This is a genomic window from Fundidesulfovibrio magnetotacticus (genome assembly GCF_013019105.1).
In the GTDB taxonomy this organism is placed as follows: Bacteria; Desulfobacterota; Desulfovibrionia; order Desulfovibrionales; family Desulfovibrionaceae; genus Fundidesulfovibrio; species Fundidesulfovibrio magnetotacticus.
On sequence record NZ_BLTE01000011.1, the window covers coordinates 134780 to 148679 of the forward strand.

Sequence of the window (13900 nt, forward strand, 5' to 3'; positions counted from 1 at the left end):
GGTGCGTTGTTATTTCTTGACCGGGAAGTAGCCGACTTCGCCGATGATCTTCTGGCCGCCGGCGGGGTCCATGATGTAGGACACGAACTTGGCCACGGGCTCGGCGGGCTTCTCGGAAGTGATGATGAAGAGCGGGCGCGAGACGGGGTAGGACTTGTCGGCCACGGTCTTCTCGGAGCCGGAGACGCCGTTGACCTTCAGGGCCTTCACGGTCTTGTCCACGTAGGCGTAGCCGTCGTAGGCGATGGCGAACTTGTTCTTGCTCACCACCTGGAGCACCGCGCCGGAGGAAGCCTGGAGCAGCGCGGCGGGGGTGACCTTCTTGTCCTTCATGATCAGCTCCTGCCAGGCCTCGTAGGTGCCCGAGGAGGTGTCGCGGGAGATCACGACGATTTCGCGGTCTTCGCCGCCCACTTCCTTCCAGTTCTTGATGGCGCCGGAGAAGATGCCCTGGAGCTGGGCGGCGCTCAGGTCGGTGACCGGGTTGGCGGGGTTGACGATGGGGGCCAGGGCGTCCATGGCGATCTCAATGGGCTTCACGGGGCGGCCCTTTTCCTTGGCGGCGTCGAGTTCCTTGTCCTTCATTTCGCGCGAGGACATGGCGATGTCGGTGGCGCCGTCGATGATGGCCTTGATGCCGTTGCCCGAGCCGCCGCCGGACACGGTGATGGAGACGCCGGGGTTGGCCTTCATGTAGGCCTCGACCATCTTCTGCATGGCCGGGAGCACGGTGGTGGAGCCGTCCACGCGCATGCTCTGGGCCTGGGCGTTGCCGGCCAGGAGCAGCAGGGCGAAAAGGAAAGCGGCGAATTTCTTCATGGGGTATAGCCTCCGGTGATTGGGGGTGATGCGCCGGAATTCCCGTCCGGCGGCACGTGGAAGCTAGGAACGCCCTGTGACGATCAGGTTACGCCCGCCATGAGACTTTGTGACGAAGCCGCGCGGACCGCACAAACACAGGCGCGGCGGGTTCCGCAGGGAGTCGGGGCGGGCGGAATCTGCCGGTTATGGCTGGTATGATTATCGCATAGGAAAAAGGTTTCATCCTTTTCTTGCCAAGAAACCGTCGAGGGATTAATTTTTAGCATCCCTCTCGGTTTCCATGGACGGGAACCGTGCGCCCGTGCACCGGGCGCTCAACGGCAAGGCAGCCCAACCGGACGCAGGTCCGGAGGTCCGTCCATGGAGTCCACCAGCCGCATCCGGCAGGCCACGGTGTTCCAGGCGCGCGCCGCCCAGTCGGGCGCGTCCCAGGTGCCGACCGTCCAGCAGTCCCCCGTGCAGGAGCCCCTGAAGGCCCGTGTGGTCACGCGTTCCCTAGGCGTGCGTCTGGGCGGCTTCGGCGTGGACTACACCTCGCGCCGCGTGGTGGTGGACCCCGGCCCGGGGCAGGCCGGGGATCAGGCCCAGGCCCAGGCGGCCGCCAAGGCCCTGGCCGAGGCCGCCGCCCGTCAGGCTGGGGCCGAGCGCGTCTTCGAGGCCGACTGGAGCGACCCCACCCCCGAGTTCACCCCCGCGCCCGACCACCCCGATCCCGTCTGGCGCAGAGGCCTGCGCGCCTACGCCAAGGCCCGCGACATGCTCAGGGCCGATGCGGCGTCATCGCGCCGCCAAAGCCTCGCCGTTGCCTGATCTAGGGCTTCGCGGCCCTGTCCAGCACCGCCCACGCGGGGTCCACGGTGCTCACGCACAGGGTCGCCGTGCCCTCCAGGCGCAGGCGCACGGCCGCCGGCCCGCCCGGCCACGTTCCATGCAGGAGCGTGGGAGCGTTCCAGACCTCGTCGAAGCTCAGGCGCTTCAGGGCGCCGAGTCCCGGCACGGGGAGTTCTTTGCCCCCGGGCAGCAGGAGGTCCGCTGCGGCGCTCCCGCTTTCTCCGCTTTTCATCAGGTACACCCCCGCCTCGAAGGTGGACGCGATCGGGGGGGCGTCCAGGCGCAAAAGCGCCTCGCCCGGCGCGCGGCGGTCGTCCGCGCACCAGCAGTCGCGCCCTTCCACGCGCCGCAGGTTCGCGCCAGGCTCCAGGCGGGCGGCAAAGCCCGCCTCCGAAGGGCCGGGCGCGCCGGGTGGCGTCATGCCGCGCAGTTCAAGGACGGCGTCGGCGCTGCGCGGGCGATAGAGTTCGAACGGCCCCAGGGCGGCGGACTGCGTGTAGTGGCGGTGCAGGGCCAGGGTATACTCCCGGGCGTGCAGGGTGGGGCTGTTCACCACCAGGGCAAAGCGTTTGCGGGCGAGGTCTTCGAGCAGCGGGGACCCGGCCAGGGTGCGGCCCGAGGCCCAGGCGTGCGCGGCCAGTTCAACGGCGTCGTAGAGCACCATTTTGTCCGGGTCCGCGTCCGCCAGGAAGGCGGGCGCGCCCTCCACGTCCGCCAGCACCGGTCCGGGAGCATCGGCCACGGCCCGGACCACGGCCTCTCGCCAGGCCAGCGACGCGGCGCGGCTATCCCGCTGAAGTCCGGGGGCCGTCTGGCCTGGCAGCAGAGTGAGCAGCGCGGCCGCGCACAGTGCGGCCCAGGCCGGGCCTTTCTCCAGGGCGCGGGCCATGCCCCGCGCGGCCAGCACGCACAAGAGGGCCAGGGCGCTCAGGGGGTAGTTGGCGTCCGCCCCCCATGTGCCCAGGAGCACCGCGAGGAAGGGCAGATTGGCCAGGAACACCGCCTCCTCCAGTTCCAGGCGCCGGGCGCGCCATCGTGCAGGGGCGAAGGCCAGCCACGCCAGGCAAAGGCCCGCGTTGGCGGCCAGGAAGGCCAGCACGCCGGATGCCCCACGCGCAAGCGAAGTGATCTCCGGATTGGCGGCGATGAGTCGGGGATAGGCCAACGTGTGGGCGAACACGTCGCTCCCGGTGGCCAGCGCCTCGGCCAGCAGCCCGCCCCCGGCCGCGAGGACGAAGGCCCCCCCCGTGCGGGCCAGAAGTCCCCAGCGCCGCTCGACGGCCAGGAAGAGCGCCGTGCCCAGGGCAAAGGGCATGGACTGCTGCTTGGTCAGGTAGGCCAAGGCAAGGAGCGCTCCGGCTGCATGGGCCGCCCGGGCGACATTGCGCTTTCGGCTGGGTTCTTCGGGGGGGATGGCCGCGTGCACGGCCAGCAGGCCCGCGAATGCCAGGGTCCATGCCAGCATGTCCGGGCGGGTGAAACGCGCGAAGGAAAAAGGCTCCGAGACCGCCAGGACCAACGCGGCCGCGGCCGCGGCCAGGACGCCGCCCCGCAGGGAGCCCAGCCTCCAGACCATGGCCAGCAGCCCGGCGGCCAGCAGGGCGTTGAGCACGCGGGCGACGGCGAAGAGGTGTTGGTCCAGGGTGAAGAGCCCGGCCAGAACGAGATGGTAGAGAGGATTGTAGAGCGTGACCAGCAACTGGTTGCCGTCCAGCGGCGGGTAAATGGTCCTGCCGTGGAGCAGCAGCCAAGCCTTGGAGGGCTCGCGCCCGTCCAGGAGGTTGGAGGCGAAGGGGTGTCCGATCAGACGCAGGGTTTCGGCTGCGATCTGGACAAGGGCATCGAGCCCGACCAGGGCGAAGAACGCGCTGCCGGCAAGGGCGCAGGCCAGGGCGGCACGCTCCAGGCCCGAGACCTGCTCATATTTGCTCGGCCCCATGGGCAGCCGCCGGGCGGTCAGCGCGGCCAGGGCGCAGACCGTTGCAAGCCCAGCGCCGGCCAGGAGCGCGGGCAGGCCCAGGGCGCGCCAGGCCACCCAGCCCAGGCCTCCCGCCGCAAGGCAGCCCGCGGCCCCCAGAAGCGCTGTGGCGCGCGGCGCGTTCACCGCCCCGCCCTCAGCCCCGTGGAGAGGACCAGCTCCAGGAAGGCCACGCTGTAGGGCGTGTCGTCTCCGGTGAAGGTGAAGTGGTTCATCAGGGGATGCTCGATCACGATGGCGTTGAGCCCCGCCTTGCCCTGAAAGCGTACGCTCCCGGACGCGGAGCGGGCCATGCCCGTGGCTGCGGGGAGCGGTCCGTGGTGGGCCAGGGTCTCGCCGTTGACGATCACCGAGAGGGTCTGTCCCTCCAGAGGGTTGGAGACCGCGAAGTCCAGGCGAACGGGTTCCGGGCGGTTCAGTTCCAGGGCGATGATGGAGCGCGTGCCCCAGCCCCAGCGCCAGCGAAGCCCGTCTTGAACCTCGGGACCGTAGACCCCCGCAATGCGCACCCCGGGCCGGTCGGCGGCCTGGAGCACGAAGTCGTGGACGAAGTTGGCCCGCTCGAACCCGTGCCAGACTCCGCGCAGGGCGGGCCAGGCCAGGATCAGCACGGCCGCGCAGGCGGCCAGGGCCAGGACGGTCCCCATGGTGCGGCGCGTGCGGCGTCGGGCGCGGTCCAGGCTTTCGCGCACGGGCCAGGGCAGGGACTCCATGACCAGGGCGTGCGCCTGGCGGAACTGCCGGATGAGGCAGCGTGCGCCGCGCCCCCCCGTGGCGTCCTGGCCGGGCAGGGCGTCGCGCCGGGGCAAGTCCCGGGGGAAGGTCTGGGCGTCCGGCGCAAAGGATCGCTGGATGCCCAGGGCCACGAAGGCGGCCTCGAAGTGCTCGTCCAGGTCCCGGGCGGTCCTGGTCAGGTTGCGTTCCACGGCGTCGGCGCGTCCCAGGGCCTCAAGGCGGGCCAGCCGGTCCAGGCGGGTCCGCAGGGCCAGGCATCCGGCGTCGTAGGCGGACGGATCGAAGGGCTGGATTTGCCGGCGCATGACGGTCACCGCGACGCGTAGAGGATCAGGTAGCAGGACGCCACCCAGGCCGCGATGCACACCTGGATGAAGGGGTCGCGCAGGAGCACCTGGGTGGGCGAGCCCGAGCGCGCCTCCACGAAGGTGATCTGCATGTAGCGCAGGATGCCCGCCACCACCCACAGCCCCGTGAGGTAGAGCCGGTCGGTTCCGTGCTTGGCCATCACGTCTGGGGAGAGGGTGTAGAGGATGTAGCTCACGATCACCACCCCGGCCATCACGGCCATGGAGAGGTTCACGAACTCCAGGGAGTAGCCGTCCAGGCTTTTGCGGGCGTGCACGCCGTCCTCGGCCAGGAGCAGGTCGTCGCGGCGTTTGGCCAGGCCCAGGAAGAGGGCCAGGAGGAAGGTCATGATCACGATCCAGTGGCTTGGTTCCACGCCGGAGGCAGCCCCGCCCGCGAAGATGCGCAGCACGAAGCCCAGGGCGATGCACAAAAGGTCCACGATGGCGTAGTGCTTGAGCCCCAGGCTGTAGGCCCCGTTGATGGCCAGGTAGGCCAGCAGGGCGGCCGTGAAGCCCGCGCCGGGAACCATGGGGACCAGGGCCAGCGCCGCCAAGGCCAGCGCGGCCCCGAAAAGGCGGGCCTGGGAGGGCGTCACCTGGCCCGAGGGGAGGGGGCGCTGGCGCTTCACAGGGTGCCGGGCGTCCTGGGGCGCGTCGCGCAGGTCGTTGAAGACGTAGACCGCGCTGGCAGCCAGGCAGAAGGCCGCGAAGGCCTTCAAGGCCCCGGCCAGGGCCTGGGCGTCCCCGAGCTTCCAGCCGAAAAACAGCGGCAGGAGCACGAAGAGGTTCTTCACGTACTGGTGGGGTCTGGCCAGCCGGACGAGGCCCTTGGCGGTCTGGGGGATCATGGCGTCTCCCGGGGCCTACCCTGTTTGCGGCGCGAAGAAAAGACGCTCCATCCGGCCAGGAGCAGGCAGGCCGCGCCCGAAGCGATCCAGGCGGCGGCGCTCACGCGGTCGCCAAGGTCGCGCAGACGCTGGGGCGCGAAGTCCACGACCACGCTCTCGGGGCCGCCCGGGGGCAGGGCGAACGCGTTCATGAACCCGTAGGCCCTGAGGGGCTTCGCCTCTCCGGCGCGCCAGCCGGGGTGCCAGGACTCCGAGAAAAGCAGGAGACCGCCCCCCGGCGGGATGCCGGACGCCTCGTAGCGGGTGGGATTCAGGCGGCGCGTTTCCAGCGGAAGGGGGGCGGCCGGGTCGGGTGGCGTGCCCGAGCGCAGCAGGAAGAGGTCGCAGGCCATGCCCGGGGGGCCGCCGCTCAAGTCGAGCGTGCCGTCCGCGCCGGTTTCGCGCTGGCCCAGGTCGGCCCAGCGGGGGCCGTCGGGGGTGAGGAGCCTGGCCTGTACGGCGTAGCGCCCGGGCCTGGGCGGCCGGGTCTCGAAGCGCGCGGGCAGCTCCACGGCCTGGCCCATGGAGGGTGCGCCGCCCAGCGGGGCGGCGGGTTCCAGGGCGAGGCGCATGGGCCGGTTGGGGGCATTGCCCAGGGAGTTGAGCTGCGCCTGGCGCAGGGTGAAGCGCAGATGCAGGGCGCGCAGGGGTTCCTCCACGCGCAGGCCCAGCACCCGGCCGTAGACGTCCTCCCAGCGGCCGTCCGCGCGTCCGGCGATCTCGAAGAGCGGTCGCCAGGAAACGCCGTCGGGCGACCACTCGGCCGCCGCGAAGGCCAGGCCGTCCGTGTCGCCGAAGAGCCGGGGGCTGCACCACAGGGTGAAGCCGGAGATTTCCCGGGGCAGGTCCAGCCGGAACAGGGCGCGGCCCACATGGCTGCCCTCGGCGGCCAGGGTCCCGGCCCCGGTCCCGTCGAAGCCCTCCGTGCGAAGTCCTTCCATCTCGCGGTGCAGGCCGGGCCAGGAGCCCAGGAGCGGCGCTTCCAGAAGCGGGGCGTAGGGCGCGCCGCCGGGCAGCGCGCAGGCCTCGGCCTGAACCGCCGCGAGGACAGGGCCGTCGGGAGGGAAGGCTTGGTCCAGGGCGCGGCGCGCGGTTTCGAAGCTTTCCTCGGGCGTCGCCAGCACTCCGGCCACCAGCGCGCCGGGTCCGCGCGCGGCGAGGCGCAGAACGCTCGACCCGCCCAGTTGGTGCACCCCCAGATCGAGCCAGCGCCAGCCCCGGTCCAGGGGCTCGGGGTCGCCCGGGGAGACGAGGAGGCGTCCGTCAAGCTCCGCTCCGGGCGCATGGCCGTCGGGCAGGGCCGCCACGCGCGCCAGGATGCGGTGCGCCCCCCGGCCGTCGAGGGGGATCTCCAGGGCGGCCGGTCCGAGCGCCAGCAGGGCGGCGCGATCCAGGGGCGAGGCGTCCAGCCACGGGGCCAGACGCCAGCGCTCGTCCAGGCGCGTCCAGCCGCCGGGCGCGGGGGAGGAGCCGGCCGAGGCCGGTTTCCAGGCCTGTGCGTCCAGCCAGGGGAGCAGGAGTTCGGGCCAGCCGTCGCCCAGCACGGCCAGACCGGCCTTTCCGGGCAGCGCTTCGGCCTGGGCCGCGTCCAGGTCCGTGCCGGAGAAGAGGGCCGCGTCGGCGAAAAGGTTGCCCGGCGTCTCGGCCAGAGCAGCCAGCAAGGGCAGGCCTCCGGCTGCCAGGAGGCTCGACCGGACGAACCGGAGGCGCGGGAGGTAGTCCCTGTTGTCCAGGGTCAGGAAGGGCGGCGCGCTCCAGTCCGGGTCCGGGGACAGGTCGCGCTGGGCGGCCAGGAAGCGTTCCAGGCTGTCTCCGGGATCAGCCAGGGTCTCGGAGCCGCGCTTCACCCGGGGCATCCAGCCGAAATCGTCGTAGGAGAGATGGGGGACGTTGCGGTCCAGGAAGACGCGGCGCACGGCCCCCAGACCCAGGAGTCGGCCGTAGGCGTCGGTCCAGGGGTAGGGGCGGTGGGCCAGGGAGAGCAGGAAGCGCCCGAAGGGCTGGCCCACGAAGGCCGGTCCCACCAGGGAGTCCTTGCCGAGCATGCCGAAGTTGCGCGTGAGCGAGGTGGCCGGGGGCGCGGGCACGTCGCCGGTGGGGCCGCTGACCGTGGGGAAGACCGTGAGCCGCCAGTCGCCGGGGTCGGCGGCGATCTTCGCGGCCAGCTTGCGTTCGGACTCGGGCAGGGGCTGGGGCATGAGTGCCATGGTCTGGGTGGTCTCGTTGCGGGGCACGGCCAGTGCCCCGGACCACCACGGCCATAGGTAGCCCGCCAGCGCCAGGAGGCAGAGCGCTCCGGCCAGGGGCGCGGGCCAGCGGTGCAGCCGCCAGAACCCCCTGTCGGCCACAGCCTGGAGCCCCAGGCCCACCAGCACGGCCAGTCCGGCCTGGTAGAGCGAGAGCCAGCGCATGGGCCGGGCCATGAGGAAGAAGACCATCTGCACGCGGGCCAGCAGGCCTTCGTAGAGCACGCGGCCCGGGAGGGTGTTGGCCCCCGCGGTCATCCAGAAGCCCGTCAGGAGGCAGACGGCTGCGAACCACTTGAGCGACGGCGCTCTGGCCCTGGCCGTGAGGCCCAGGAGCGCGAAGGCAAGCAGGGCCGTGGCCGAGGCCTCCCACCAGGGGGCGTAGGGGCCTTCCACGGGGTAGGCCTGTTCGGTGCCCATGCCCAGGTTGTCGGTGTGCCCGAGCAGGGCTTGGCGGGGCGGCGAGGAGAAATCCTTGTAGAGGTGGAGGTAGTGGGCCTTCACGTCGTCGAAGCTCTGGTTGTACTTGGCCCCGGCCGAGCCCAGCCCGGCCATGGGCAGCACCCAGTGGGCCTGGGTGGCGACGATGACGGCCCCGGCCAGGGCCAGTGCCGCCAGGGGCCGGGGGCGGCAGGTGACGGCAAGCGATCCTGCCAGCCACAGGCCCAGGAACGCGGCCGTCAGCGCGAGCCCCATGGGTGAGCCGGAGAAGGCCAGGGCGGCGGTCATCCCGCAGGCCAGGGACCACGCCGCGAAGGCAGCGCCCCGGGCCGAGCGGGCCTTGTCGGCGCAGAAGACCGCCCAGGGCGCCAGGGCGAGGGAGAAGCCCACCTCGAAACCGTGGCCCGAGACGGCCAGGGAGTAGGTGCGGGGGTTGAACTGGCTCAGCAGGCAGGCCGCCAGGGCGGGCCAGCGCCCCAGGCCCATGCGTCGGCAGAGCAGCCACCATCCGGCGGCCCCGGCCAGGGCGTAGAGCAGGAAGTGCCAGCGCGCCAGGAGGGGGCCGCCCAGGAAGGCCAGGGACTCGCGCATGATGAGGTCGAAGGCGCGGCTGATGCCGTTGAAGGTGCCCGGGGAGCCCATCTCGAAGAGGGGGGACCAGGCTTGGCGCGAAATGGAGCCGTAGGCGCGGATTTCGTCGGGGAAAGGCGGGATGGTCTGGTCCCAGTTCTGGTAGACGTGGCCGGGCGCTTCCAGGATGTGGCGGTAGGATGCCAGGTAGAAGGCCGCCACGCAGGCGAGCACGGCCAGCAGGCCCAGAATGTCGGCGCGCGAGGAACGGGTCACGCGGGGTGAGTGCCACGCCGGGCGCGATTTGAAAAGGCCCGAGGCCGGGGGGTGCGTGCCGGGCGCGCGGTTATTTCAGCTCCTTGAGCTGGGCCTGTGCGCTTTTGCCCTCGGGGATGCCGCTGTAGCGTTTGGCCACGTCCTGGAGGATGATCCTGGCGGCCGGGATCTTGCCCAGCTTGCGGAAGCAGAGGGCCTGCTTGAGCATGGCCGACGGCACGAGCGTGTTGGAAGGATATTTCTGGATGAGGTCCTGGCAGAGCAGCGCCGCGCGGCCGTAGTCGCCCTGCTGGTAGTTGCTCTCGGCCTGCCAGAAGAGGGCCGGGGCCGCCTGGCGCGAATTGGGGTAACTTTTGAGCAGTTCCGCGAAGAGAGTGTTGGCGCGGTCGAAGTCGCGCTGGCTGAAGGACTCCATGCCCATGGCGTAGATGGCCTCGTCGGGGGCGGAGGGGTCCGGGGCGTGCGTCGGCGCGGCGGCGGGGTAGGGCCCGGCCGGGGCGACGCCGTAGACCCCCGGGGCCTCCTGTTCCAGGCGCAGGGACGGGGTCTGGAGGGTGGGCGGCTGGTAGCGGGCGTAGGGGTCCTCCCGTCCGGGAGCGGCCGGGGCCGGTTCGTGGAGCGGGGCGCGGGATTCGTAGGCAGGCGCGGCCGGGGCAGGCGCGGGGCTCGGGGCGGGGGAGGGGGCCGACGGCGCGCGCGGCCCCGGGTCCAGCCCCAGTGTGGCGGCCATGCGCGTCACCACGTCCTCCAGGCGCGCCAGACGCTGGTTCACGTCCTCCAGGGTGAGGCCCTGGCCCTTGCGCCCCGTGGTGGATTCCACGCCCTCCACGCGCATGCTCAGCTCCTGCACGCGGGACTTGAGCGAGGTCACGTCGGCCTGCATGTTGGCCTGGGCCACCTGGGAGGGGTCCGTGCCCTGTTCATGGGACGCGGCGCACGCCCCCAGCATCCCCACGGCCAGACCGGCGCAGGCCAGTCCACGGACCAGACGCATCATGCGGACTCCTTCAGCAGGGCGCGCACGGCCCCGGTCTTGGCCGAAAGCCCCCCGGAGCGGCCGGGGCGGCAGTCCATCTTCAGGGTCAGGTAGACGCGCTCCTGCCCCTCTTGCACGGCCTGATAGCACGCGCCCACCACGGCCATCACCTCGTCCCACTCGCCCTCGATGCAGGTGCCCATGGGCCCCAGCTCGTAGGGCAGGCCCGAGGCCTCGATCACGCGCAGGGCGCGGGCCACGTGGGGGGCCAGGCTCGCGCCCGCCCCCACGGGGAAGAGGGAGAGTTCCGCCAGCACGCTCACGGCTTGGCCGCCTTGGCGGGGTCGGTCTGGGGGGCTGGCTGGGGCGCGGGCTGGGCCGGAGGGGGCGCGGCCACGGCGGGCCACTCGGGGCGGGCGGCCCATTCGGTCCAGCCCGCATCGTACCACCTCACGTTGGTGTAGCCCAGAAGCCGCGTGAGCACCCACCACGTCTGGGAGGCCTGATGTCCGGTGCGGCAGTGCACGATGACGGGGTGGTCCTTGGAGGGGATGAGCGCCGCGTAGGCCTTCTCCAACTCCTCGCTGGGCTTGAACACGATGATCTCGCCCGGGCCCTTGGCCTGGTCCTCGGTGAAGGGGCGGTTCACCGCGCCGGGGATGTGGCCGGGCCGCGCCTCGTCGGACTTGGCCCCGGAGAAGTAGTCGGCGGGGCGCACGTCCAGGATCACGGTGCGTCCGCCGGTCATGGCGGCGTGGGTCTCGCGTCCGTTCACGGTGAAGCCGTCGGGGCCTTCGGGAGCGGGATAGCGCGAGGGGGTCACCTTGGGCAGGGCCGCGTCCTTGGGCAGGTTGGCGGCGGCCCAGGCCTTCCAGCCGCCCAGGACCACCACGGTGCGCCGGTGCCCCAGGCGCTCCAGGGCCATGGCCAGCAAGGTGGCGTCGTGGGGCGAGTCGCCGGGCAGGATGGCCACCAGGTCGCGCGGGGTCAGGCCCATCTGGCCCATGTGCGCGGCCAGGAGCGGCGCGGGCAGCAGCATGGAGGGCACGCCCTCCTGGTTGCCGCGCAGGCTCTCCAAGTGGAGCGAGAGGCTGCCGGGCACGTGCCCGGCGTTGTACTGGGGCTGGGGCCGCAGGTCGATGACCTTGAGTCCGGGCTTGCCCAGGTTGGCGGCCAGCCACTGCACGTCGGCCACGCCCGGCAGGCGCGCCGGGGGCGCCAGCAGGGCGGGGTTGGCGGGGGCGTTCCAGTCGGCAGGCAGGAAGAACTTCCTGGCCTCGCGGATGCGCTGGGCCTCCTCGGGGGACGGGGCCGCGTCGCGCAGGGAGACGGGCTTGAGCACCTCCTCGAAGAAGCCCTTGAGCCCGCCCGTGAGCAGGTAGACGTTGGGGAAGCCCAGCCGCGCCAGGGCGTCGCGGGCCTGGGCGGGGTGGGTCATGCCGTTGGAGTAGAGCACCACGACGCCCTGGCCGCGCTTCGCCGCGAGGGCCTGGGGCAGTTCGGCCATGGGGATGTTGGCCGCGCCCTTGAGGTGGAAGGCCGCGAACTCCTCGGGGGTGCGGATGTCCACCAGGGCGAGGGAGGGGTCCTGGGCCATGATGCGCCGGGCCAGCTCCCAGGGCTCCATGTGGTCGCCCCCGGACTGGACCTGGGCCAGGATGGCCGCGTCGGGCGAGGGCTGGGCGGGCTGGGGCTGTCCGGTCTGCGCGCCGGTCCGGGGAGCGGTCCCCGGAATGGCCGGGACGGCGGCTGGGCCGGAGGCCGTCTGGACCCTGGGCACGTTGAGGGCCACCAGGGCCGCCAGGCACAAAAGCACGGAGAAGCCCGCCAGGAAGAGACGGCTCACGCCGGGCCGGGCGATGGCCGGTCCGCGCTCGATGACCTCGCAGACCCAGAACAGCGCCACCGCGCCGCCCGTGAGGGCCAGCACGAGCTGGTCCTGGGTGATGTCCAGGGCCTCGAAAAGGAAGGACACCCCGCGCGAACCCATGGAGGCGTACGGGGCCACCCACGGGAAGGCCTCCGCGAAGCCCACGGAGCCCAGCACCACGCCGACGAGGAACACCAGGGCGTCCAGGCGTCCCGAGGCCAGGCCCACGGCGGCCGTTCCGGGGCACCAGCCGCCCATGGCGAAGCCCAGGCCCAGGATCACGCCGCCCGCGGCGTGCGCGCCCAGCACCGTGGGCATCAGGTAGAGGGTTTCCGGGGCCAGCACGCCCAGGCGCGAGGCGGCCACGAGGCCCAGGGCCGCCGTGACCATGGCCGTGAACATCACCTTCACGACGGTCATGTCGGTGAGGTAGAACACGCCCGTGAGGCGGCGCGAGCTGCCGAAGCCGGCCTTTTCCAGGCACAGGCCGAAGCAGAAGCCCACGGCCAGGGCGGCGGCGAAGCCCAGGGGGGCGTTGAGCTGTCCGGTGGCGAAAAGGGTGGCGATCATTTCCACTGCCTCCTGAAGATCCAGGCCGTCAGGTAGCCCGTGGCGAAGACGCAGCCCAGGAAGACGAAGCTGCCCGTGAGCAGGAGCGCCCCGCCGCTAAGCCCCTGTCCCGAGGTGCAGCCCTGGGCCAGGCGCGCGGCGAAGCCCGTGAGCGCCCCGCCCGCCAGGGCCAGCAGGAGCCTGCGCAGGCGCGAGGCCGTGGGGCCGCGCTCCACCATGAAGCGCAGGCGTCCGCCAGCCAGGGCCGAGAGCAGGCCCCCGGCCAGCACGCCCAGGAACATGAACGAAAGGTAGTAGGCGAGCGGATCGGGGAACCAGGGGCCGAAATAGGCGTTGGCCTCGACCCGCGCCGGAAGGATCAAGTGTTCGAGCCAGGCCCCGAGGCGGGCCAGCGCGCCCGAGGCCCCCAGGCCCGCGCCCAGGATCAGATAGGAGGCCAGGAGCGTGAGCCCCAGGAAGAGCCCCGCCAGGTAGGGGTTCATGGGCGGGGGCGAAGGAAGCTCCTGCACGGCCACGCGCGCCGGGGCGCTCTCGTGGGCCTTGGCCGCCTCGGCGGCGGAAGCGTTGCCGCCGTCGCGCGTGTCGTCGCTCCCGGCGTCGCCGTTGCGGGGCGTGGCGTCGGTGTCGGTCCGGATGTCGTCGGTCATGGTCAGCATCCCGCGTTCTTGGAGGCCGGCGGCTGGGGGGCCGGGCCGGAGGGTGAAGGGACAGGAGGAGTCGGGTCGGAAGGGGCGGGTCCGGCCGGGGCCGGAGCAGCCGGAGGGGTCTGCACGGCGGGCGCGGCGGCGGGCGCGTCGCCCAGCGGGACTTCGCGCACGGCCACGCCCAGTTCCTTGGTGGTCCACCACGCCGCCATGCCTCCGCGCAGGGCCAGCACCGGGCGCGAGGCCCGGGCCGCCAGCGCCCCGGCCACGGCGAAGGCGGCCGTGCCGTCCTTGTCCACCAGGACGAGCGGCCCGGAACCCGTGAGCAGGGTCTCGTCGGCCAGCACGGCGGCGGCGTCGAGGTTGAGCGCGCCGGGCAGGGCATAGTCCTGGAATTCGGCGGGGGTGCGGATGTCGATGAGGTCGAGCCCGGCGGGCGGCTTGGCCAGCAATTTCACGGCCTCCTCGGGGGGCAGGGCCTCGGGGAGCTTCGGTCCGGCGGCCCCGGCGGGCACGGCCAGGGAGAGCAGGCTCGCCAGCAGGGCGGCCCGGAGGGATCGGTTCATGGCGTTCTCCTTGGGCGCATTGGTAGCAGGTGAAGGATTTTTTGCAAGTGCGCCGGGCCAATGGCTCGATGGCGCGGGATTTTTTCGCGCCGGACCCCTCGCGCGGGGCCGCCGTGATTGACCTTCCCCTCGCCATCT

At 72.2% G+C, this 13900-nt stretch carries 11 protein-coding genes; 1 reads left to right on the top strand and 10 read right to left on the bottom strand.

The window, feature by feature from the left end:
• Positions 1-9 precede the first annotated feature (9 nt).
• A complete protein-coding gene (locus NNJEOMEG_RS12790) occupies positions 10-819 on the bottom strand; it encodes a PstS family phosphate ABC transporter substrate-binding protein (protein ID WP_173085037.1) in 810 nt (269 codons plus the stop codon).
• Positions 820-1182: 363 nt separating this feature from the next.
• Between NNJEOMEG_RS12790 and NNJEOMEG_RS12795 the strand changes: the two genes are divergently transcribed.
• Positions 1183-1632 (top strand): hypothetical protein, encoded by a 450-nt coding sequence (locus tag NNJEOMEG_RS12795; protein WP_173085039.1) that lies wholly within the window; start codon positions 1183-1185, stop codon positions 1630-1632.
• Between the two features lies 1 nt (position 1633).
• Here NNJEOMEG_RS12795 and NNJEOMEG_RS12800 read toward each other — a convergent pair whose 3' ends face one another.
• From NNJEOMEG_RS12800 to NNJEOMEG_RS12840, 9 genes are all read right to left on the bottom strand, one after another.
• A complete protein-coding gene (locus NNJEOMEG_RS12800) occupies positions 1634-3757 on the bottom strand; it encodes a hypothetical protein (protein WP_173085041.1) in 2124 nt (707 codons plus the stop codon).
• Positions 3754-4671 (bottom strand): hypothetical protein, encoded by a 918-nt coding sequence (locus NNJEOMEG_RS12805; protein ID WP_173085043.1) that lies wholly within the window; start codon positions 4669-4671, stop codon positions 3754-3756. Before NNJEOMEG_RS12805 ends, NNJEOMEG_RS12800 begins: the two co-directional genes overlap by 4 nt.
• Before the next feature lie 5 nt (positions 4672-4676).
• Positions 4677-5564 (bottom strand): UbiA prenyltransferase family protein, encoded by an 888-nt coding sequence (locus tag NNJEOMEG_RS12810; protein ID WP_173085045.1) that lies wholly within the window; start codon positions 5562-5564, stop codon positions 4677-4679.
• Positions 5561-9136, bottom strand: a complete 3576-nt coding sequence (locus tag NNJEOMEG_RS12815) for a hypothetical protein (protein ID WP_173085047.1) — start codon at positions 9134-9136, stop codon at positions 5561-5563. Before NNJEOMEG_RS12815 ends, NNJEOMEG_RS12810 begins: the two co-directional genes overlap by 4 nt.
• Before the next feature lie 70 nt (positions 9137-9206).
• Positions 9207-10133 carry a tetratricopeptide repeat protein gene (locus tag NNJEOMEG_RS12820; RefSeq protein ID WP_173085049.1) on the bottom strand — a complete coding sequence of 309 codons (927 nt, stop codon included), beginning with the start codon at positions 10131-10133 and terminating at the stop codon, positions 9207-9209.
• A complete protein-coding gene (locus NNJEOMEG_RS12825; RefSeq protein WP_173085051.1) occupies positions 10130-10435 on the bottom strand; it encodes an MTH1187 family thiamine-binding protein in 306 nt (101 codons plus the stop codon). The genes NNJEOMEG_RS12820 and NNJEOMEG_RS12825 overlap by 4 nt, the downstream gene beginning before the upstream one ends.
• A complete protein-coding gene (locus tag NNJEOMEG_RS12830; protein ID WP_173085053.1) occupies positions 10432-12552 on the bottom strand; it encodes a rhodanese-like domain-containing protein in 2121 nt (706 codons plus the stop codon). The genes NNJEOMEG_RS12825 and NNJEOMEG_RS12830 overlap by 4 nt, the downstream gene beginning before the upstream one ends.
• On the bottom strand, positions 12549-13199 hold the full coding sequence (locus NNJEOMEG_RS12835) for a YeeE/YedE thiosulfate transporter family protein (RefSeq protein WP_173085055.1): 651 nt from the start codon (positions 13197-13199) through the stop codon (positions 12549-12551). The genes NNJEOMEG_RS12830 and NNJEOMEG_RS12835 overlap by 4 nt, the downstream gene beginning before the upstream one ends.
• Before the next feature lie 2 nt (positions 13200-13201).
• The gene (locus tag NNJEOMEG_RS12840; RefSeq protein ID WP_173085057.1) at positions 13202-13762 is read right to left on the bottom strand and encodes a rhodanese-like domain-containing protein; all 561 of its coding nucleotides are present in this window, start codon (positions 13760-13762) and stop codon (positions 13202-13204) included.
• Positions 13763-13900: the final 138 nt, after the last annotated feature.

Excerpts from the sequence above, each read along its gene's own strand:
- NNJEOMEG_RS12790 (WP_173085037.1), bottom strand. The coding sequence starts at position 819 with ATGAAGAAATTCGCCGCTTTCCTTTTCGCCCTGCTGCTCCTGGCCGGC.
- NNJEOMEG_RS12795 (WP_173085039.1), top strand. The coding sequence starts at position 1,183 with ATGGAGTCCACCAGCCGCATCCGGCAGGCCACGGTGTTCCAGGCGCGC.
- NNJEOMEG_RS12805 (WP_173085043.1), bottom strand. The coding sequence starts at position 4,671 with ATGCGCCGGCAAATCCAGCCCTTCGATCCGTCCGCCTACGACGCCGGA.
- NNJEOMEG_RS12810 (WP_173085045.1), bottom strand. The coding sequence starts at position 5,564 with ATGATCCCCCAGACCGCCAAGGGCCTCGTCCGGCTGGCCAGACCCCAC.
- NNJEOMEG_RS12820 (WP_173085049.1), bottom strand. The coding sequence starts at position 10,133 with ATGATGCGTCTGGTCCGTGGACTGGCCTGCGCCGGTCTGGCCGTGGGG.
- NNJEOMEG_RS12830 (WP_173085053.1), bottom strand. The coding sequence starts at position 12,552 with ATGATCGCCACCCTTTTCGCCACCGGACAGCTCAACGCCCCCCTGGGC.
- NNJEOMEG_RS12835 (WP_173085055.1), bottom strand. The coding sequence starts at position 13,199 with ATGACCGACGACATCCGGACCGACACCGACGCCACGCCCCGCAACGGC.
- NNJEOMEG_RS12840 (WP_173085057.1), bottom strand. The coding sequence starts at position 13,762 with ATGAACCGATCCCTCCGGGCCGCCCTGCTGGCGAGCCTGCTCTCCCTG.